The 18,386-nt window shown below is 65.9% G+C and carries 13 protein-coding genes; 5 read left to right on the forward strand and 8 right to left on the reverse strand.

The features are described 5' to 3' along the window. Window positions 1–27 precede the first annotated feature (27 nt). Window positions 28–873 carry an SDR family NAD(P)-dependent oxidoreductase gene (locus KP004_RS05830; RefSeq protein WP_216801421.1) on the forward strand — a complete coding sequence of 282 codons (846 nt, stop codon included), beginning with the start codon at window positions 28–30 and terminating at the stop codon, window positions 871–873. A gap of 39 nt (window positions 874–912) precedes the next feature. Here the strand turns inward: KP004_RS05830 and KP004_RS05835 are convergent, their stop codons facing one another. The 8 genes from KP004_RS05835 to KP004_RS05870 form a co-directional block, all read right to left on the reverse strand. Beyond that, a complete protein-coding gene (locus KP004_RS05835) occupies window positions 913–1,350 on the reverse strand; it encodes a phosphate-starvation-inducible PsiE family protein (protein WP_216801422.1) in 438 nt (145 codons plus the stop codon). Between the two features lie 70 nt (window positions 1,351–1,420). Next, window positions 1,421–1,927 (reverse strand): peroxiredoxin family protein, encoded by a 507-nt coding sequence (locus tag KP004_RS05840; RefSeq protein ID WP_216801423.1) that lies wholly within the window; start codon window positions 1,925–1,927, stop codon window positions 1,421–1,423. 138 nt (window positions 1,928–2,065) lie between these two features. Then, a complete protein-coding gene (locus KP004_RS05845) occupies window positions 2,066–2,647 on the reverse strand; it encodes a PEP-CTERM sorting domain-containing protein (protein WP_216801424.1) in 582 nt (193 codons plus the stop codon). A gap of 302 nt (window positions 2,648–2,949) precedes the next feature. Then, entirely contained in the window at window positions 2,950–4,374 is a 1,425-nt protein-coding gene (locus KP004_RS05850) for a phytoene desaturase family protein (RefSeq protein ID WP_216801425.1), read from the reverse strand. Between the two features lie 272 nt (window positions 4,375–4,646). Next, complete coding sequence (locus tag KP004_RS05855; protein WP_216801426.1) at window positions 4,647–4,943, reverse strand: MoaD/ThiS family protein; 297 nt, start codon at window positions 4,941–4,943, stop codon at window positions 4,647–4,649. Window positions 4,944–5,241: 298 nt separating this feature from the next. Further along, on the reverse strand, window positions 5,242–8,139 hold the full coding sequence (locus KP004_RS05860; RefSeq protein ID WP_216801427.1) for an FAD-binding and (Fe-S)-binding domain-containing protein: 2,898 nt from the start codon (window positions 8,137–8,139) through the stop codon (window positions 5,242–5,244). A gap of 19 nt (window positions 8,140–8,158) precedes the next feature. Continuing rightward, window positions 8,159–9,247, reverse strand: a complete 1,089-nt coding sequence (locus tag KP004_RS05865; RefSeq protein ID WP_216801428.1) for an enolase C-terminal domain-like protein — start codon at window positions 9,245–9,247, stop codon at window positions 8,159–8,161. A gap of 73 nt (window positions 9,248–9,320) precedes the next feature. After that, window positions 9,321–11,930: a glycoside hydrolase family 15 protein gene (locus KP004_RS05870; RefSeq protein ID WP_216801429.1), complete on the reverse strand. Its 2,610-nt coding sequence runs from the start codon at window positions 11,928–11,930 to the stop codon at window positions 9,321–9,323. Between the two features lie 413 nt (window positions 11,931–12,343). Between KP004_RS05870 and KP004_RS05875 the strand changes: the two genes are divergently transcribed. The 4 genes from KP004_RS05875 (at window position 12,344) to KP004_RS05890 (ending at window position 18,379) form a co-directional block, all read left to right on the forward strand. Next, window positions 12,344–13,024 (forward strand): response regulator, encoded by a 681-nt coding sequence (locus KP004_RS05875; RefSeq protein WP_216801430.1) that lies wholly within the window; start codon window positions 12,344–12,346, stop codon window positions 13,022–13,024. Next, on the forward strand, window positions 13,021–14,772 hold the full coding sequence (gene pnpS, locus KP004_RS05880; protein ID WP_216801431.1) for a two-component system histidine kinase PnpS: 1,752 nt from the start codon (window positions 13,021–13,023) through the stop codon (window positions 14,770–14,772). The genes KP004_RS05875 and pnpS overlap by 4 nt, the downstream gene beginning before the upstream one ends. Window positions 14,773–14,903: 131 nt before the next feature. After that, window positions 14,904–17,732, forward strand: a complete 2,829-nt coding sequence (locus KP004_RS05885) for a cation-translocating P-type ATPase (RefSeq protein WP_216802411.1) — start codon at window positions 14,904–14,906, stop codon at window positions 17,730–17,732. Then, the gene (locus KP004_RS05890; protein ID WP_216801432.1) at window positions 17,729–18,379 is read left to right on the forward strand and encodes a potassium channel family protein; all 651 of its coding nucleotides are present in this window, start codon (window positions 17,729–17,731) and stop codon (window positions 18,377–18,379) included. The genes KP004_RS05885 and KP004_RS05890 overlap by 4 nt, the downstream gene beginning before the upstream one ends. Window positions 18,380–18,386 lie beyond the last annotated feature (7 nt).

The following is an 18,386-nucleotide window of genomic DNA, read 5'->3' on the forward strand; positions in this document are numbered from 1 at the left end:
CAGTAGGCCTCAACGAGGAGGTCCGCCATGAAAGACCTGGAAGGATACGTCATATTGATTACCGGGGCGACCGACGGTCTGGGTGCAAAGGTCGCCACCGATTTCGCCGCCCTGGGGGCGACGCTGTTGTTGCACGGCAGGGATCCTGAGAAAGGACGCCGGGTGGTCGATGCCATCAAAGACACCACCGGCAGCGACCGGCTGCACTACTACAACGCGGACCTCTCTTCGCTTGCCGCGGTGGAGGCCTTGGCCGATTCCATTGCCGCCGACTGGCGCGGACTGGACGTCCTGATCAACAACGCGGGGTTGGGGGCAGGGCCGGAACCGAAGCGGCGCGAGCTGAGCGCCGACGGTTTCGAGCTCCGCTTCGCGGTCAACTACCTGGCGCCGTTTCTGCTCACCTACCGGCTGTTGCCGCTGCTGCGCCGTCGGGCCGAAGAGGTCGGCGCAGCCAGGGTGGTCAACGTGGCCTCGGTCGCACAGCAGGAGCTGGACTTCCAGGACGTGATGCTGGAGCACGGCTATGACGGCATGCGCGCCTACGCCCAGAGCAAGCTGGCGCTGATCATGTTCAGCTTCGACCTGGCGCACGAGCTGGCGGAAAGCGGCATCACCGTCAACGCGCTTCATCCTGCCTCGCTGATGGACACCAAGATGGTGCGGGAGTGGTTTGGTTCGGCGCGGACTACGGTCGAGGAGGGGGCGCGCTACCTGGAGCGGCTGGCGGTGGACGACGAGCTGCAGGGGAGGACCGGGCTCTATTTCGACCAGGGGAGGGCGACGCGGGCGGACGATCAGGCGTACGACGAGGAGGCGCGGCGCAGGCTCAGGGAATCGAGCCTGAAGTGGATCAGCCGGCCGCACCCTTGAGCAAAAGGCTGACGCTCCGGCATCTGTCTGCTCCCTGCGTCACAACTCCTTCCTCGATCCGGCCGGCGAAAACCTCACCGCGACGATCCGGATCAAGGCCAGGGAAAGCACCAGCGCGATGGTCATGGCGACCTCCTGCCAGTCGATGTCCTTGTACCAGAACGCCATTACCTCGGTGAGCACGGTGACGATCACGGTGTCGATGATGTAGGTCACCTTCACCCGTCCTTCCGTGGAATACGCCAGCGCGGTGCGCAGCACCTCGATGATGGCGAGCACGGTCAGCAGGTCCACCATGATCTGCTTAGACGCGCCGTGGAAGTCCTCTTGGAAAACCAGGCGCAGGTCGTAGACGGTGCACCCGACGCCGGCCACGATGGCCAGCAGGATGGCGATGATCAGCAGGCACAACACCGCGCGTGCGGACATCTCGTAGAACCGGTTCAGCTTCAGATCGACGCTGTTTTCTCTCCACATCAATCAATTCTCCTCTGTTATGTTTGCGGCAAACTTAACAGAGGAACGTTACAGGCTGTTGAGCGCATTTCTACAATTGCGTGACATCCCCTTCTTCCTGCAGTTCGGCCAGCCGCGCCAAAAGCTTTGCGGTATCGGGAAAACCGCGCTGGATATAGCGGATGACGCCCGTCTTGTCGATGACGAAGGTGGCGCGGCCGGCGCCGTAGAGTTTCTGAACATTTCCCTTATCATCGGCCAGCAGGGGGAAGGAGATGTCGTGCTCCCCGGCGAAATCCAGGTGTGTCGCCAACGCGTCGCTGCTCACGCCCAGGACCTGGGCGTCCTGCTTCTCAAAAAGCGGCAACTCCTTTTGAAAAGCCTGCATCTCGCTGGTTCAAACCGGGGTGAAATCGGCGTAGTAAAAGGCGAGCAGCACGTGTTTCTTTCCCGCGTAATCGGCAAGACTTACCGGCCCCTTGGTTGACTCCGCCTCGAACTGCGGCGCCTGTTCGTCCACCCTCGGCAGCCGCGAGCCCATGCTCCCAATGGCGGCGAGCGCCGAGGTTGCCATACTTCCCAAAATCGATCGTCTCATCTGAAAAATCCTCCCCGTGAAATGTCGGACGGCGCGCCGGCAACGGCGCGCCACCACGCGAGTGTACCAGAAAACACAAAAAAACCAGCTTCCCGGGCGGGACACTGGCTGAAAACAGCTTCAGTTTCGTTGCGACGGTCATCTCTGCGCGCGTTTCCTGCGCCACCAGGTGGCCCCGCACATCCCGGCAAAGCCTGCCGCCATCATCATCGCCGTTGCGGGCTCGGGGACGGGAGGGGGATCGCATTTCACGGAGACGGTCCAGGTTCCATCGTTGAAATTCCGGCCGAAGCCCGCACCGTTCATGCCGATGTCATAGGAGCCGTCGGGGGAGTTCTCGGAATAGACGGTGTTCCCGGTACCGTCGGGGGTGTTGGCGAGCCAGATCCACCAGCCGACCGGCGTTCCGTCAGACTTCAGGCCGTCGAAGATCTGCAGCTCGGAATAGCCCGCGCTGGTCATATTCATGGTCTGGTAGCCGTCCGACATGATGAAGGTGATCATCTCCGAGCTCTGGTTGTCGGCGAAGCCCCGCTCGCCGAAGCTTAAGGGATGGTCGGTAAGCAGCGAGATGGTGACGTGGTCGGTCGGGGTGTAGGCGGTGCCCTCGAACCAGTCGAAGGGAAGACCGACGTATTCGTAATCGTAGATATGGGCCTGCGAGGTTACCGGCAGAAACAACAGCATCAGCACTGCGGCGGCGAGAATCCTGGTCCTCATCGATTGACCTCCTTTGCTGCTGTCAGTCGTGCACCGATACTCTGATTATATTTTCCTCATAAAATTCAGGCAACGGCTAAGGTATTAAACGGCTGTCGGGGGGGCGTTAATAAGAGAGGGAGGGCGATGATGGGGCGCCGGTCAAACCCAGAAGCGGTTGCGCGAAGTACGCGGAGTATCCGCGAAACGCGCAGAGAGAAACCTTGTTGATAAACTGCAAAAAAACTGAAGCATTAAAATCCGATTGGCCTTCTTCGTGTCCTTCGCGCATACGTCGCGTTCTTCGCGTAACCGCTTTTGAGTTACTTCAAGTCCTTGAGTGCCAATGTGGCGGCGTGGTAGCCGCACATGCCGTGCACGCCTCCGCCGGGGGGCGTCCCGGAGGAACAGAGGTAGACGCCGGGAAGCGGGGTGCGATACGGCGCCAGGAGCGTGGGGCGGGCCAGGAACTGGCGCAGGTCCTGTACCCCGCCGTTGATGTCCCCTCCAATGATGTTGGCATTGTATCTTTCATACTGCAGACAGTTGCGGGTGTGGCGCGCAAGGATGAGGTCCCGGAATCCAGGCGCGAAGCGCTCAAGCTGGGATTCGATGCGGTCGGTCATGTCGACGGTGGAACCGTGGGGGACATGGCAGTAGGCCCAGGCGATCTGTTTTCCCCGCGGCGCGCGCGAGGGGTCCACCAGGGTGGGCTGCGCCACCAGCACGAAGGGGCGCTCGGGGTGTATCCCCTGCCAGATCTCCGCCTCGCCGCGGGCGACCTCGTCCTCGGTTCCGCCGACGTGCACGGTGGCGGAGCGGCGACAGCCGGCAGCGGTCCAGGGAATCGGCCCGTCCAGGGCCCAGTCGATCTTGAAGACGCCGGGGCCGTAGCGGTAGTGCTGCAGCGTGCGCCTGTAACCGGACGGGAGTCGATCTGCGGCGATCACCTCCAACTGGCGCGCGGTGACGTCGAGCAGGATGATGCGGGCGGCGGGGAGGTCGGCCAGACTTTTGATGTGGCAACCGGTGACGATCTCGCCCCCGAGCGAGGTGAGGTAGGAGGCCAGGGCGGCGGCGATGCTCCGCGAGCCCCCCTTGGCGACCGGCCAGCCTGCGGTATGGCCGAGCGTCCCGAGGATCAGGCCGAAGGCGCCGGAAAGCGGACGCTGCAACGGCAGGAAGGCGTGAGCGGACATGCCGGCGAAGAGGGCGCGGCCGGGGGCATCCTTGAAGGCAAGCCGGGCCAGCAGTTGGGCTGGGAGGAGCCCTTTCATGCCGAAAAGCGCGAAGGGGACCGGGTGCCGGGGAACGTGCAGGGGCGCCAGCAGGTCCGGGGCGAGGTCGTCCCAGCGCTCGACCAGCGGTGCGAACAGCCGGCGGTAGGAATGGCCGTCCTTCCCCAGAAGGGATGCGGTCTGTTCGAGGTCCCGGTACAGCAGGGCGGCCTCGCCGCCGGGAAGTGCGTGGGCGAGCTGCACTTCCGGGTACAGCCATTCCAGGCCGTATTCGGAGAGGGGAATCGATTTGAAGAAGGGGGAGGCGACACCGAGGGGATGGATGGCGGAGCAGACGTCGTGCAGGAATCCGGGGAGGGTGAGCTCTTCGCTGCGGGTCCCTCCGCCGATGCTGGCGGCACCCTCGACGACGGTGACCGAGAGGCCGGCCCTGGCCAGCGTCACGGCGGCGGCCAGGCCGTTCGGCCCGGAGCCCACCACCACGGCATCCATGTCGCTTCCCTTGGGCATATCGGCATCCTCATTCATTCAGAATCGAAAAACACGAGGTTCAAGTCTAGCAAACCGAAAACTATTGGCCACGGAGAAATTCTGAGGAAATCTGAGAGAAGCACGAGACGTTACAAAGGCGTCCAGTCGGGAGCAGATTCGGGGGGGACACGAGGAAGGCAGGAGAGACAAAAGAGTATTCCTGGAAGATCTTATTGAGGATCCCGGCCGCCCCTTTTGGCGAATCAGGGGCGGCCGGCTCATCGAAAATCTCAGGTGCGGGGGGGCAACTCCTACTTGGCCGGGGCGTGGCGGATGCCAAGCATCATGCGGCCGGGGCCGGGGACGCCGGTGGGAACGAAGGCTACCTGGTCGCCGGGATGCACTTCATGATCCAGGCTGTAGGCCTTGTGGTTCACGAAAACGGCCTCGATCTTCTCCATGGGAAGACCAAGGTCGCGGGCGATGGCCTCCGCGGGACAGCCCTCGTCGGGAACCGCCACCTCGGCCTGGGAAGGAAGACCGTGGTCTTTCCTGAAGGTGTGCAGCAGGCCGAACATCCTTACCGTCGTGTTTGCTTTTGAAGACATGACTTACTCCTCTCTTTGTTGTGACATTGCGGGCGGGTGCTTCACCTTTTCATGTTGCAACTGCCGGGAGTGAGGCATCTGTCCTTGGTTATCGAACGAACGTTCGGTAAAAAAGTTTACAGTATAAATTGATTAATGGGAAGCAGGGAATGATGGGAAAAATGGGAGGCATGGGGGGATGATTGGAAAGGAGGGGACGGGGTAACGGGTGGAGGAGCTGACGCTCAGGGACGGCCGGAGCGAAGGGGACAGGCACCTATCGGAGCCAGTCCCCCTTTTGTGCTCCTTGGTGCGGCTGTCAGTGATGACGGTTCAGGGCGAGCAGAAGCAACTCGGCCAGGTGCAGGGGCTTGCGCTTGGTCGCCTGCAATATCTGGGTACGACAACTGAAACCGTCGGCTACGATGTAGTCGCCGCAGCCGGCCTGCCTCACTACCGGGAGGAGCCCCATCTCACCGATGCGCATGGAGATGTCGTACTTTCCCTTCTCGAATCCGAAGGAACCCGCCATGCCGCAACACCCCTGCTGCGGCTCGACTACCGTTAGCCCCATCTGCCGGAACAGTTCATGGGCGGCCTCCGGGTTCAACAGCGCTTTCTGGTGACAGTGGGCCTGGTACACGATGCTCCCGGAAAGCTTCGGCGGGGTCAGGCTCTCCCTCTTCATGAATTCCGAGAGGGTTACGGTGAGGCTGGTGACCCTCTTGCCGTCTTCGTGCTGCGGGTAGAGTTCGGACAGCTCGTCCCGGAACACGGCGGCGCTGCTCGGCTCCAGGATGAGTACCGGGATGCCCTGGCGCACGTAGGGACTCAAGAGCTGCACGGCCTTGAGGATCTTCTTCCTGGCGTAGTCGAGCATGCCGTAGTCGATGGGGGGGCGCACCGCGGGGGGGCGCTTTTTCGGCACGATCACCTGGTAGCCGTAACGGGTCAGCACCTCGAAGGCGGCTTTCAGGGTCTCGGGAAAGAAGCAGTCGTTGAAGATGTCGGGGTAGAGGACGACGCGGCGCCCTTCGCTATGACCGCCATGCTTGCCGCTTTTGTACCAGGAGGTGAAGGTTTCGTCGGCGAAACGAGGCATGCTGCGCTGTCGGGCGATGCCGCCCAGGGCCTTGGTGATGTCGCGCAGCACCGGGGTCTGTCCCGCCAGGTTGGCGAGGGCCGGCACCCTGGCGCCGAGCGAGCCCCAGATGCCGAAGAGCCCCATGGAGTAGGCGGGGAGCGGACGGAGCCGGTGGCGGTAATGGTGGTGCAGAAACTCGGCCTTGTAGGTGGCCATGTCGACGTTGACCGGGCAGTCGGTCTTGCACCCCTTGCAGGATAGGCAGAATTCCAGGGATTCCAGCACCTCCTTGCTGTGCCAGCCGTCAGCCACGAAGTCGCCGCGGAACATCTCGAAGAGGAGGTGCGCCCGCCCCCGGGTGGTGTGCTTCTCCTCCAGGGTGGCCAGAAAGCTCGGGCACATGAAGGCGTCGTGGGTGCGGCGGCACTTGCCCACGCCGACGCAGCGCAGGATCGCACGCGGGAAACTGCCGTCGTCGTTGGGGAAGCGGAAACGGGTCTCCGGCTGCCAGGGGTTGTACTCGGGCCCCAGCCGCAGGTTCTGGTCGGGACGGAAGGGCTCCACGACCTTGCCGGGATTCATCTTCCACTCCGGGTCCCAGAGCTCCTTGAAACGCCGGAACGCCTCCAAAAGCTCGGGGCCGTACATCTTTTCCAGGTACATCGCCTTGGACTGGCCGTCGCCGTGCTCGGCGGAGAAGGAACCGCCGTAACGAACCACGAGGTCGGTGGCCTTGTCCAGGAAGGCCAGGTAGTTCTGCACCCCCTGGTGCGTGAACAGGTCGAAGGAGATGCGGCAGTGGATGCAGCCGTCGCCGAAGTGTCCGTAGAGCGAGGCGATCAGGCCGTGTTCCTTCAAAAGGGCATGGAAATCGCGCAGGTAGGAGCCTACCTTGTCGGGAGGCACGGCGGCGTCCTCCCATCCCGGCCAGCCCAGCGGCACGCCGGGGACGTTGGCGGTGGCACCGAGACCCGATTCCCGCACCTCCCAGACCATCTTCTCCTCCTTCTTGTCGGTAAATAGCTTCATGGAGGGCGGGTCGTGCCGTTTGCCGATCTTCTTCATGGCCTGGCGCGCCTTGCGGTCGGACTCTTCCTTGGTATCGCCGCCGAACTCGGCGAGGAGCCACCCGTTGCCCTTGGGGAGGAGCTCGACGTCCTCGGGGTGGAGTTTCTTCTTCTTCATGAACTTGATGAGGAGCTCGTCCAGCCCTTCCAGGCCGACCGGCTCGAACTCCATGAGGGCGCCGATGTCGTCGGCGGCGCTGTAGACGTCGGGGTAGCCCAGCACCAAAAGCGTGCGCGCGGGGGGGCTGTGCACCAGGCGTACGGTTGCCTCCAGTACGGTGATGCAGGTCCCCTCGGTCCCGACCAGGGCGCGCGCCACGTTGAAATCGTTCTCCGGCAGGAGGTCGTCCAGGTTGAAGCCGGAGACGCGGCGCGGGATCTTCGGATAACGGCGCCGGATGTCCCTGGCATAGCGGTCGCGGATCTCGCGCAGACCGGCGTAGATCTCGCCCCGCCTGCCGCCCGCGGCGATGATCCTGGTCAGTTCGTCTTCGCTGGTGGGGCCCACGGTCATGCGCACGCCGTCGTAGGTGACGACGTCTAGCTCGAGCACGTTGTCGGCGGTGCGCCCCGCCATCACCGAGTGGATGCCGCAGGAGTTGTTGCCGATCATGCCGCCGAAGGTGTTGTGGTCGTGGGTGGCGGGGTCGGGGCCGTAGGTCAGGTGGAATTTCTCGGTCTCGTCGCGCAACTGGTCCAGGACCACGCCGGGCTGCACGCGGGCGATCCTTTTTTGCGGGTCGATCTCAAGGATGCCGCGCAGGTACTTGGAGTGGTCGATGACCACGGCAACGTTGCAGGTCTGGCCGCACAGGGCGGTGCCGCCGCCGCGGGAGACCACCGGTACTCCGTGCCTGCGGCAGACTTCCAGGGTCTTGACGACGGCGTCGGTGGTCTTGGGGAGCACCACGCCGATCGGTACCTGCCGGTAGTTGGAGGCATCGGTCGCGTAGAGGGCGCGGCTGGTGCTGTCGAAACGGACTTCGCCATCCACCTCGGCGCGCAGGTCTGCCTCGAGCGCCTTCGCGTTCACCACTGCGCTTTCCTTTCTTTCTGCTTCGCTCATCGTTCCTCCTGTGTGGCTGTCAAATCAGGAACCTCTCGGCCTCCGCCATCCGGAGCGTAAGACCGTGACCGGGGCGCTCCAGGTCGGGTGCGAGCGTGCCGTGCCACGGCTCGGTGACCCCCTCGAAAAGCATCCGCTCGATGCGGACATGGTCGTGGAAATATTCGAGGTGACGGATCGGGGGGGCGGCGCAGCAAAGATGCAGGTGCAGCGCGGGGGCGCAGTGGGACGACATGGGGATGTCCCAGGCGCTGCATAAAGCGGCGGCCTCCATGAACCCGGTCACCCCGCAGCGGGTGGCGTCTGCCTGGAGCACGTCGACGCAGTCGCCCCGCAACAGGTCCAGGAAGTAGCGGAGGTTGAAACCGTACTCCCCGGAGGAGATCTCCATCCCCTCCGGCGCAAGGTCGCGCAGCAGGCGCAGCCCCTCCCGGTCCCGGTGCGGCACCGGCTCCTCGAACCAGGAAACCCCCTGGGCGGCAAAGCCCGCCGCCAGGGCGAGGGCCTGCTTGCGTGAGTAGCCTCCGTTGGCGTCCACCATGAGCTCCGCCTCCGGCCCGATCGCCTGCCGGGCCGCCCTGACCCGTTCGGGGTCCGCCTTGGCATCGCGCCCAACCTTCATCTTGACCCGCGGAATCCCCTGTCCCACCCAGCCGGAGAGCTGCCGCTGCAGCTTGTCGACCGGGTACGAGGTGAAGCCGCCGCTGCCGTAGACCGGCACCCGCTCGCGCGACTCGCCCAGCAGGGAGACCAGCGGCACCCCGAGCAGCCGGGCCTTCAGGTCCCACAGGGCGGCGTCGAGTGCCGAGACCGCCAGCATGCCGATACCGGATTCGCCCAGGTTGCGCAGGGCGCCGGTCAGCACCACCCAGCATGCAGCGATATCCAGCGCGTTGCGCCCGCGCAGCAGGTCGGCCAGCTTGTCCTTGATCAGGGTAGCCGCGGCGGGGGTTGCGTAACTGTAGCCGAAGCCCTTCTCTCCACCGGAGTAGAGGTGGGTCGCGACCATGACCGTATCCTCCCACCGGTAGGTTCCGTCGGATTCGCGCTCCTCGGTGGGGATGCGATAGCACTGCACCTCGATCCGTTCCACGCTGGCCTGTTTCATGCCGTTTCCTCCGCTGTCGTGCTTTCTGTGCCCTGGCCGCACCGCGAGCTCCTGTTCACCTCACACGGCGCCTTCACCGCCGTGGTTCCGCCTGGAGCCGCCAGTCGTACTCCGCGTACTCGATGGCGAACGATTCCGGGTGCTCCCTGATCTCCCGGGCCGTCCTGTCGTCAGTGTAGTCGGCCACGAAGACCGCGACGTCGTGCGCCGTCCGGCCCGGGGCGTCGAACCACTTGAAGATGCGCGGCAGCACGAGTTTCCTGGTGGCGAGGTCGAGCCGCGCTTGATGCGCGAGGTAGTGCCGCACGGCTTCGGTGAGGTCGGCATCGAGGGTGTCCGGGGCGAGCACGGTAAGAGGAGGGGACGAGACGGTACCGGTATAAACCGCGAAGAGGACTCGGGCGTCGCTCGGGCGCAGGGAGCGGCGCAGACGCGGGTCGCCGGGGGGAAGCGGCGGCAGGAGCCACCCCGGTGCGGGGCGGTTGCCGCGCAGGATGCCGTGCAGGATCGCCTCCGCGCTGAACTCCTCCCTGCCGATGCGGCACCCCGCCTTGCGGTAGAACTTGGGCACCTCTTTCACCGATACCTGCAGCTTGAGCAAAAGGACGGCGTGGAGCACCACGAGGCTGTGCAGGTTGCACCAGAAGCTCACCTTTTCGGGGGTCTCCTTCAGGTCGTCCAGGTCGAAGCTCTCCAGCGATGCCAGGGCCTGTGCGAGCCGCTCCCGCATCCCGGCGGCGGCGAGCCTTGGGTAGTCGGGATGCCCCTCCCCGGCGTAACCGCGTGCCACCTCGGACAGCAGGGCCGCCAGATCCTCCGGGGTGGCGGGGGCAGGGCCATGGGGCGCTACCGGCAGGATCAACTCGGTCGAGGTGGGCTTGCGCAGTTCATCGGCCCTCGCGTTGGCGAGCGAGGTGGCGGCGACGATGTAGGCCTCGTGGCTGAACGCCTGCGGGAAGTTCCCCAGCTGTTCCTGCCACACGGGATCGTACTCCTCGGCCAGGAGGTGCAGGTGTCCCCCCACCTGGTCCACCCGTCCCAGAAGAAGGTCCGCCTCCTCGATCTCACCCTGTTTGGCGAGGTTGGTGATCAGCCAGAGCGTGCAGGCGAGGAAGGTGCCGTCGCGCCCGGGCAAACCGTCGTCGGCGCGGTAGCGGTACAGGAAGCCGTCCTCGGCGAGGTCCATGCGCAGCGCCTCCACCGTGGCGAGCATGCGGGGATGGTCGAAGGGGATGAAGTCGCTGATCGACATGAGGAGCGAGCTGCCGTCCAGCGTGTCGGAGTCGTAGCACATGGTGAAGGCCTGCCGTGCCTCGCTCCAGCCGCGCGAGTGCACCTCGCGTTCGATGTCGCCGCGCGCTGAATCCCACCCGTCGCCCGGTGGCAGCCCCAGGTGCCGGGCGATGCGCAGGCCGCGGTCCAGGGTGACCCAGCACATCACCTTGGAGTGGACGTAGTGCCGCGGCTCGCCGCGTATCTCCCAGATGCTCCAGTCGGCCTCGCGCCAGTGGTCCCGCGCGAAGTCACACATGAGGCGCAGCCCCTGCCACATCTGGGGGGCGCTGTCGCGGTTGCGGCTGAGCGCGAGGTGGGCCGCGATCAGGACATGGCCGTAGATGCTGAACTGCTTCTGGTTGGAGGCCTGGTTGCCGATGCGCACCGGGCGGGAGCCACGGTATCCCTCAAGCTGCGGCAGCTCCCACTCGTGCAGGTCGCCGGAGCCGTCCATGCGGTACATCACCTGCAGCTCGTTGCGTCTGCTCTTCAGGATCACCTCTTCAAGCCAGCCCAGGTAGCTCTGCACCTCGTCGAAGTGCCCGACCTCGAAGAGCGCGGTGAGCGCCATGGCGGTGTCGCGAACCCAGGAGTAGCGGTAGTCCCAGTTGCGCACCCCGCCGATCGTCTCGGGGAGCGACGTGGTGGCCGCCGCGGCCATGGTTCCCTGCGGCTCGAAGCAGAGGAGCTTCAGCACCAAAAGGGAGCGGGTCACCGGGACCCGGTGCGGGCCGAGCTCGTTGAAAAAGCCGGTGCCGCTTTTGTGCAGCCAGTCGCGCCAGAAGGAGAGGGTTTGCACCAGGAGGTGTTCGGCGCGTCCTTCGGCGAGCGGATCGGGCTCTTTGGCCCCGAAGTGCAGCCTGAGCACCGCCCGTTCCCCCTCCCGCAGTTCCCAGGTCCCTTCGGCGTCACCGCCGCTGACGGCGAGGGCGCCGGTGCAGGAGAGGGCGAGCACGTTGTCGCCGCCGCGGGCGACCACGCCGCGTCCGGGGTGCAGGGTGAGCTCCGGAGTGACGCGGCCGTAGTCGAACCTGGGGGAGAAGCGGACCCGGAGCCTGATGCGCCCGCTGTCGACCTTGATGAGGCGCAGCAGCACGAAGTCGCGCAGGCCGTCCTTTCCCTTGGGCTCGGGGAGGGTGAGGAAGTCGGTGAGGGTGCAGCTGCCGTTTCTGGTGCGGAAGTGTGCGGTGAGGACGTTACTGTCGTCGAGATAGGAAAGGGTGGAATCCCATTCCCCTTCGGGGGTGATCGAGAAGGTGCCGCCCCGCTCATGGTCGAGGAGGGCGGCGAAGACGCTGGGGGAGTCGAGGTGCGGCAGGCAGAGCCAGTCGATGGCGCCGTTGCGCCCGACCAGGGCTACCGACTGGAGGTTGCCGATTATGCCGTAATCGCTGATGCTGTTGGTCATCTCTCGCCCCTTGGCACTCATGTGTGCCCCGGCTGTTGCAGGCACATTGGTGGAGTATAACGGAGTAAAATTAAAAATCACCAATTTAACTGCGCGCGCCGGAGTCTCATGTGAAAACCAAAAGCTTCAACGCGAAGACGCAGAGGGACGGAGACAAAACCCAAAAGCTTCAACGCGAAGACGCAGAGGCGCGGAGACAAAAAACCAAAAGCTTCAACGCAAAGACACAGGGGCGCGGAGACGCTAGAAAAACCTTTAAAAGCTTTTGAATGGTCTACCCCTTGCGCCTCTGCGGCTCCGCGCCTTTGCGTTAAGGGTTTACCCCCTATCAACGCATAATCGTTGACATCCCACTCGGAGTCGTTAAATATGCTGCTGTCCGCAATTCACATGAGAGACGAAAGGAACCCCGCATGCCGACGGTACTGGTGATAGAGGATGAAAGGGACCTGGCCGAACTGGTGGCCTTCCACCTGGAACAGGAGGGATACAACTGCCTGATCGCCGGCGACGGCAACTCCGGCCTCAACGAGGCTCGCCGCCACCGCCCCGACCTGATCCTGCTCGACCTGATGCTCCCGGGTATGCTGGGAACCGAGGTCTGCCGCCTGCTCAAGGGAGGGGAGCAGACCAGCTCCATCCCGGTTATCATGCTCACGGCGAAAGGGGAGGAGATCGACCGGGTGGTCGGTTTCGAGATGGGCGCGGACGACTACGTGGTGAAACCGTTCTCCACCCGCGAACTGATGCTCAGGGTGCGCGCCGTGCTGCGCCGCAGCAGCGAACAGGCGCCCAAGTCCACGCAGCTCACGCTGGGCTCGCTCCACATCGACACCGAGGGACACCGGGTGGAGGTGGCGGGCGAGGAGGTGCAACTCACCTCCACAGAATTCAAGCTCCTCATGAACCTCGCCGAGCGGCTGGGGAGGGTGCAGAGCCGGGAGATACTGCTGCAGAACGTCTGGGGCTACAACTACCTGGGCGACACCCGCACCGTCGACACCCACATGACCCGCCTGCGCACGAAGCTCGGGGCGGCCGGCGAGATGATCAAGACCGTGCGCGGCTTCGGCTACAAGCTGGAGGAGGCATGAAAGGGAGCTTCCGCTGGAAGCTGATGGCCTCCTACCTGGCCCTGGTGCTCTTCCTGGGCGCCGGACTCTACCTCTACCTCTCCGGGAGCCTCGAGCGCTCCATGACCAGGGACACCCGGGAACACCTCCAGGACCAGGCGCGCGTGGCGTCGCTCATGGCGCTCAAGGAGATCCGCGACCTCGACCGCGACGCGCCGGTCCTGACCGCATCCCTGGCCAAGGCGATCCGCTCCCGCGTCACGGTGATCGCAAGGGACGGGCGCGTGGCGGCCGATTCCGGGCTCGAGTCCTCCCAGTGGTCGAAGCTTGAGAACCACGGACACCGCCCCGAGGTGATGGCGGCGTTGCGGGAAGGAATCGGCAGCGCGGTGCGCTACTCCGCGACCCTGCACACCGACATGCTCTACGTGGCCGCCTCCTTCGGTGACCAGGGGGTGATCCGCCTGGCGCTGCCGCTCTCCGAGCTGGAGGCGGCCAAGGCACGCCTGAGAAAGAGCCTGGGGGCGACCCTGGCGGTGGCGCTTTTCGCCTCTTTGCTCTTCTCCTATTTCCTCTCCAACATCAACTCCAGAAAGCTCACCAAGCTCGCCGCCGGCGCGAACCGCATCGGACACGGCGAGTTCGGTACCCGGATCGCCATCAGCAGCAACGACGAGCTGGGCGAACTGGCGCGGGTCATGAACGAGATGTCGGGCAAAATCAGGCAGCAGCTGGAGCAGATCTCCTCGGAGAAGGGGCGCCTGGACGCGATCCTCGAGGGGATGGGGGAGGGGGTCATGGTGACCGACCAGGATGCGGTGGTGACCCTGGTGAACCCCGCCTTCCGCGCCCTGTTCGGCACGGCGGAGCAGGTGCAGGGGCGCCCGCTTCTGGAGATCAGCCGGCATCCGGACCTGTACGCCGCCTGCCGCGAGGTCCTCGCCGAGCGCCGGGAGCGGCACCAGGAGATCTCGCTCCCCGGCGGCAGGGAAACCCTGGTGCACTGGGTGCCGCTGCTCGACGAGGGGGAACTCTCCGGCGCGGTGGCGGTCTTCCACGACATCAGCGCACTGAAGCGGGTCGAGCGGATCCGCCGCGACTTCGTGGCCAACGTCTCGCACGAGCTGAGAACACCGGTCACGGTGATCAAGGGGTACGCCGAGACACTCCTCTCGGGTGCCCTGGCGCACGACCCGGCGCGGGGCGAGCGCTTCCTGCAGATCATCCTGAACCACGCCGAGCGGCTCTCCGGCCTGGTGCGCGACCTACTGGCGCTCTCCGAGCTCGAAAGCGGGGAGGTGGGGCTCAAGCCGGAAAAGATCGCGGTGGCGGACGCGGCGCGGCACGCCCTGCTCCTCGTGGCGCAGCGCGGCGAGGAAAAAAAGATCGGGCTTTCCTACCTGGACGACGGGGAGGGGCTGCAGGTGCAGGCGGACCGCGCCCGGCTGGAGCAGGTGCTCATCAACCTCCTGGACAACGCCATCAAGTACAGCGAGGCGGGGGGGAAGGTGGAACTCTCCGCCAGGCCCGAGGGGGCGCTGGTGCGGATATCGGTGCGCGACAGCGGCATCGGCATCCCGGAAAAGGATCTGCCGCGCCTGTTCGAGCGCTTCTACCGGGTGGACGAGGCGAGAAGCCGCGACAACGGCGGCACCGGTCTCGGCCTCTCCATCGTGAAGCACATCGTGCAGGCCCACGGCGGCACGGTGCGGGTGGAGAGCGAGCCGGGGCAGGGTTCCGTGTTCAGCTTCACCCTCCCGGCGGCCTGACCGCGTCCCTGCACCTTCCCATGAGTCCCGGTTTGACTCCTTTCTAATTGCCATTACAGTTGAAGCGTCCGGTTTGTGCTGACATGTCCCTGTGATTTCGGCCCGCAACCCGCGGTGGCCGGCGCGTGACCATGAACGCCCCTTACGACCCGCTTCCCGACAACCTCCCCTGGCACGAGCTCCCTGTGTCGGAACTCTATGCCGCCCTGGGGACTTCCGCCGCCGGGCTCTCCTCGTCCGAGGCCGCGGCGCGGCTCAACCGCTTCGGCCCCAACACCATCCGCGCCGCCGCGGGGAAACCCCTCTACCTGAAGCTGCTCGCCGACTTCAGCCACCCGATGGCGCTCCTGCTCTGGGGGGGCGGTGCCATGGCCTACCTCGGCGGCACCCCGCAGCTCGCCTGTGCCATCTGGTCGGTCATCTTCATCAACGCGCTCTTTTCCTTCTGGCAGGAGTACCGCGCCGAGCAGGCGGTCGAGGCGCTTAAGAGGCTCCTGCCGGCCCAGGCGACCGTGCTGCGCGACGGGGTGGAGCGGCAGGTCCCGGCGCAGGAGCTGGTTCCGGGCGACCTGGTGCGGGTCAATCCCGGCGACCGCATCTGCGCCGACGCGAGGGTGGTCTCCGAGTGGGACCTGCGCGTGGACCAGTCCACCCTCTCCGGAGAGGCCCACCCCGCCAGGAAGACCGCCGACCCGCTCACCGGGCAGCCCCTTTCCCGGACCGAACTCCCCAACCTCGTCTTCGCCGGCACCTCCGCCGTCGCCGGGACCGGCTCCGCCGTGGTCTGCGCCACCGGGATGCGCACCGAGTTCGGCCGCATCGCCCACCTCGCCACCGCCACCTCGGAAACCCCTTCGCCGCTGCAGCTCGAGATCGACCGGATGACCCGGGTGGTCACCGCGCTGGCCCTGGCCGTCGGCACGCTGTTCTTCGTGCTCTCGGTGGCGGTGCTGGAGCGCGAGCTGCACATGGGCTTCATCTTCGCGGTCGGCATGGTGGTCGCCTTCGTGCCGGAAGGTCTGCTCCCCACGGTCTCCCTGGCCCTCGCCATGGCCGTGCAGAGGATGGCGCAGCGAAACGCCCTGGTGAAGAAACTATCCTCGGTGGAGGCGCTTGGCTGCTGCACCGTGATCTGCACCGACAAGACCGGGACGCTCACCCAGAACGAGATGACCGTGCGTGAAATCTGGGTGGACGGCGCCGCGCAGGAGGTCTCCGGCGTCGGTTACGCCCCCCGCGGCAAGATCGGGGCGGGCGGCGCCCCTTCCACCGGGGTTGCCCGCCTGCTCACCGCCGCAGCCCTGTGCAACGACGCGCGCCTGGTGCAACCCACGGGGGCGTCCGAGCCGTGGCGCATCATCGGCGACCCCACCGAGGGGGCGCTCATCGTGGCCGCGTCGAAGGGCGGGGTCGATGCCGAGGCTCAGGGGACGCTGCTCCCCCGGCTGCGCGAGATCCCCTTCGACTCGGTGCGCAAGAGGATGACCAGTGTGCACCGCGAGGGGGAGGGGGAGACAGCCTTCGTGAAGGGTGCGCCGGCCGAGGTGGCGGCCCTGTGCGCCGCGCAGATCCGGGACGGGGCGACGATCCCCCTGGAGCCTTCCCTGTTGCGGGAGGTGCTCGGGCAGGTGGACGCCTACGCGCGCCAGGGGTACCGCGTGCTGGCCATCGCCGAGCGGAGCCTGCCGCGGGACATGGCGGAGTACACGGCGCAGAGCGTGGAGCGGGAGCTCACCCTGCTGGGGCTCGTGGCGATGAACGATCCCCCCCGGCCCGAGGTGGCGAGCGCGGTGCAGAAGTGCAAAAGCGCCGGGATCAGGGTGGTCATGGTGACCGGCGACTACGGCCTCACCGCCGAGAGCGTGGCGCGGCGCATCGGTGTCCTCAACCCGGAGGACCCCTGCCGCGTGGTGAGCGGCGCCGAACTCGACGCCATGGACGCCGACGCACTGGACGAGGCACTCACCGGAGAGGTGATCTTCGCCCGCGTCTCCCCCGAGCACAAGCTGCGCGTGGTGAGCGCGCTGCAGCGAAAGGGAGAGATCGTGGCGGTGACCGGCGACGGCGTCAACGACGCGCCAGCCCTGAAAAAGGCCGACATCGGCGTGGCCATGGGGCTCTCCGGGACCGACGTCGCCAAGGAGGCGGCCGACATGATCCTGCTCGACGACAACTTCGCCTCCATCGTCAACACCATCGAGGAGGGGCGCGCCGTCTACGCCAACATCAGGAAGTTCGTCACCTACATCTTCACCAGCAACATGGCCGAGGCGTGGCCCTTCATCCTGCAGATCACGCTCAACGTGCCCCTTGCCCTCACCGTGATGCAGGTGCTCGCCATCGACCTCGGGGCCGACATCCTCCCGGCCCTCGCCCTCGGCACCGAGCCCCCCGAGCCGGGGATCATGGAGCGCCCGCCGCGCCCCCGCAGCGAGCGGCTGGTGAACCGGGCGCTGCTGGTGCGGGCCCTGGTCTGGCTCGGGTCGCTGATGGCGCTTTGCTGCCTGTTCGGCTTCTTCCTCGTCTACCGGGAGTACGGCTACCCTGACCTGCGCCACCTGCCGCGTCTCGATCTCGTCCCCTACCAAGAGCGCCTGCTCTCCGCCGACGGCAGGGTCTATATCCTGGCCGGCACCATGTTCTTCGCGGGCGTGATCGGGGCACAGGCGGGAAACGCCTACTGCTGCCGCAGCGAGCGGTTCTCCGTGTTGCGCATCGGCCTTTTCGGCAACCGCTTCCTCGTGGCGGGCATCGCGTTCCAGCTTCTGTTCTGTCTCGCCCTCATCTACCTTCCCCCGCTGCAGCGCCTCTTCGAGGTGGCGCCCCTGCCCCCACGCTTCTGGGGGGTGATCGCCTGTTACCCCGTGCTGATCCTCCTCGCCGAGGAGGGGCGCAAACGGTGGCTAACGAGCAGGGAGGCGCGGCGCACGGCTGCGGGAACACCCGGAGGTGCAACATGAAAGTGATAGTGATCGGCTGCGGCAGGCTCGGCAGCGCGCTCGCCGAGGCGCTGTCCCGGCGCGGCGTGGAGGTGGCGGTGGTGGACCGGGACGAGGCGGCATTCGAGCGGCTTTCCCCCTCGTTCAACGGGATCCGGGTGGCCGGGATGGGGTTCGACCACGAGGTACTGCTGCACGCCGGGATCGAGGGCGCCGACGCGGTGGCCGCGCTCACGGCGAGCGACGAGGTGAACGCGGTGAGCGCGCGGGCGGCCAGGCTTGTGTTCAAGGTGCCCCGGGTGGTGGCCAGGCTCTACGAGCCGGGGAAGGCCGAGGCGTACCGGCGCCTGGGGATTCCCACCATCTCGCACGTCACCTGGGGGGTGGGGCGCATCGTCGAGCTTTTATGCTATTCGCCGGTGGAACAGGTGCAGAGCCTGGGGGGAGGGGAGGTGGAACTGGTGCGGGTCGATCTCCCCCCCCTTCTCGCCGGCCGCAGCGTCCAGGAACTGACCCTCATCGGGGAGATCCAGGTGGTCGCGGTCGCCAGGCAGGGGCGGACCCTGATCCCGACGCCGGGGACCCTGTTCCAGCAGGGAGACCAGGTTTACCTAGCCCTGCTCACCTCGTCTGCGGAGCGGCTGAAGCACCTGCTCGGCCTGCCATAGGAGGACG

The sequence above is a fragment of the Geomonas oryzisoli genome, assembly GCF_018986915.1.
GTDB lineage: Bacteria > Desulfobacterota > Desulfuromonadia > Geobacterales > Geobacteraceae > Geomonas > Geomonas oryzisoli.

What these genes read in the sequence shown, in the direction of transcription:
- KP004_RS05885 (WP_216802411.1), top strand. Translation starts at nt 14,904, where the DNA reads ATGAACGCCCCTTACGACCCGCTTCCCGACAACCTCCCCTGGCACGAG.
- KP004_RS05850 (WP_216801425.1), bottom strand. Translation starts at nt 4,374, where the DNA reads ATGCCCAAGGGAAGCGACATGGATGCCGTGGTGGTGGGCTCCGGGCCG.
- KP004_RS05890 (WP_216801432.1), top strand. Translation starts at nt 17,729, where the DNA reads ATGAAAGTGATAGTGATCGGCTGCGGCAGGCTCGGCAGCGCGCTCGCC.
- KP004_RS05835 (WP_216801422.1), bottom strand. Translation starts at nt 1,350, where the DNA reads ATGTGGAGAGAAAACAGCGTCGATCTGAAGCTGAACCGGTTCTACGAG.
- KP004_RS05875 (WP_216801430.1), top strand. Translation starts at nt 12,344, where the DNA reads ATGCCGACGGTACTGGTGATAGAGGATGAAAGGGACCTGGCCGAACTG.
- KP004_RS05830 (WP_216801421.1), top strand. Translation starts at nt 28, where the DNA reads ATGAAAGACCTGGAAGGATACGTCATATTGATTACCGGGGCGACCGAC.
- KP004_RS05865 (WP_216801428.1), bottom strand. Translation starts at nt 9,247, where the DNA reads ATGAAACAGGCCAGCGTGGAACGGATCGAGGTGCAGTGCTATCGCATC.
- KP004_RS05845 (WP_216801424.1), bottom strand. Translation starts at nt 2,647, where the DNA reads ATGAGGACCAGGATTCTCGCCGCCGCAGTGCTGATGCTGTTGTTTCTG.
- KP004_RS05855 (WP_216801426.1), bottom strand. Translation starts at nt 4,943, where the DNA reads ATGTCTTCAAAAGCAAACACGACGGTAAGGATGTTCGGCCTGCTGCAC.
- pnpS (WP_216801431.1), top strand. Translation starts at nt 13,021, where the DNA reads ATGAAAGGGAGCTTCCGCTGGAAGCTGATGGCCTCCTACCTGGCCCTG.
- KP004_RS05870 (WP_216801429.1), bottom strand. Translation starts at nt 11,930, where the DNA reads ATGACCAACAGCATCAGCGATTACGGCATAATCGGCAACCTCCAGTCG.
- KP004_RS05860 (WP_216801427.1), bottom strand. Translation starts at nt 8,139, where the DNA reads ATGAGCGAAGCAGAAAGAAAGGAAAGCGCAGTGGTGAACGCGAAGGCG.